This is a genomic window from Stenotrophomonas sp. 01N47 (assembly GCF_056399165.1).
This window is the reverse complement of sequence record NZ_JBFTQU010000061.1, coordinates 1-443: the sequence shown is the minus strand read 5'-3', so window position 1 is coordinate 443 and position 443 is coordinate 1. Positions and strand designations below refer to the sequence as shown.

General features: G+C 68.5%; 1 pseudogene. It reads left to right on the top strand.

From position 1 onward, the window contains the following. Nucleotides 1–443 (top strand): annotated as a pseudogene (gene pmbA, locus AC1DKR_RS21210) (metalloprotease PmbA); the annotation flags it as partial.

The following is a 443-nucleotide window of genomic DNA, read 5'->3' as shown; positions in this document are numbered from 1 at the left end:
GGACCGTGGATGCCGAGGAGGCCATCGACATCGCCCGTCGCGCCGAAGCCGCCGCCTTTGCCGTGTCGCCCAAGATCCGCAACAGTGACGGCGCGAGCGTATCGGCCCAGCATTCGCAGTTCGTGCTGGCCACCTCGCGCGGCTTCTCGGGCGGCTATCCGTATTCGCGCCATTTCATCTCCTGCGCGCCGATCGCCGGTTCGGGCGGCGGCATGCAGCGCGACGACTGGTATTCGTCCAAGCGSTCSCCGCTGACRCTGGCCGCGCCCGARGACATCGGCCGCTACGCCGCCGAGCGTGCGCTGGCTCGCCTGAATGCSCGCAAGCTGACCACGCGCAAGTGCCCGGTGCTGTTCGAAGCGCCGCTGGCCGCTGGCCTGCTCGGCGCGTTCGTCCAGGCGGTGTCCGGTGGCGCGCTGTATCGTAAATCGACGTTTTTGTAC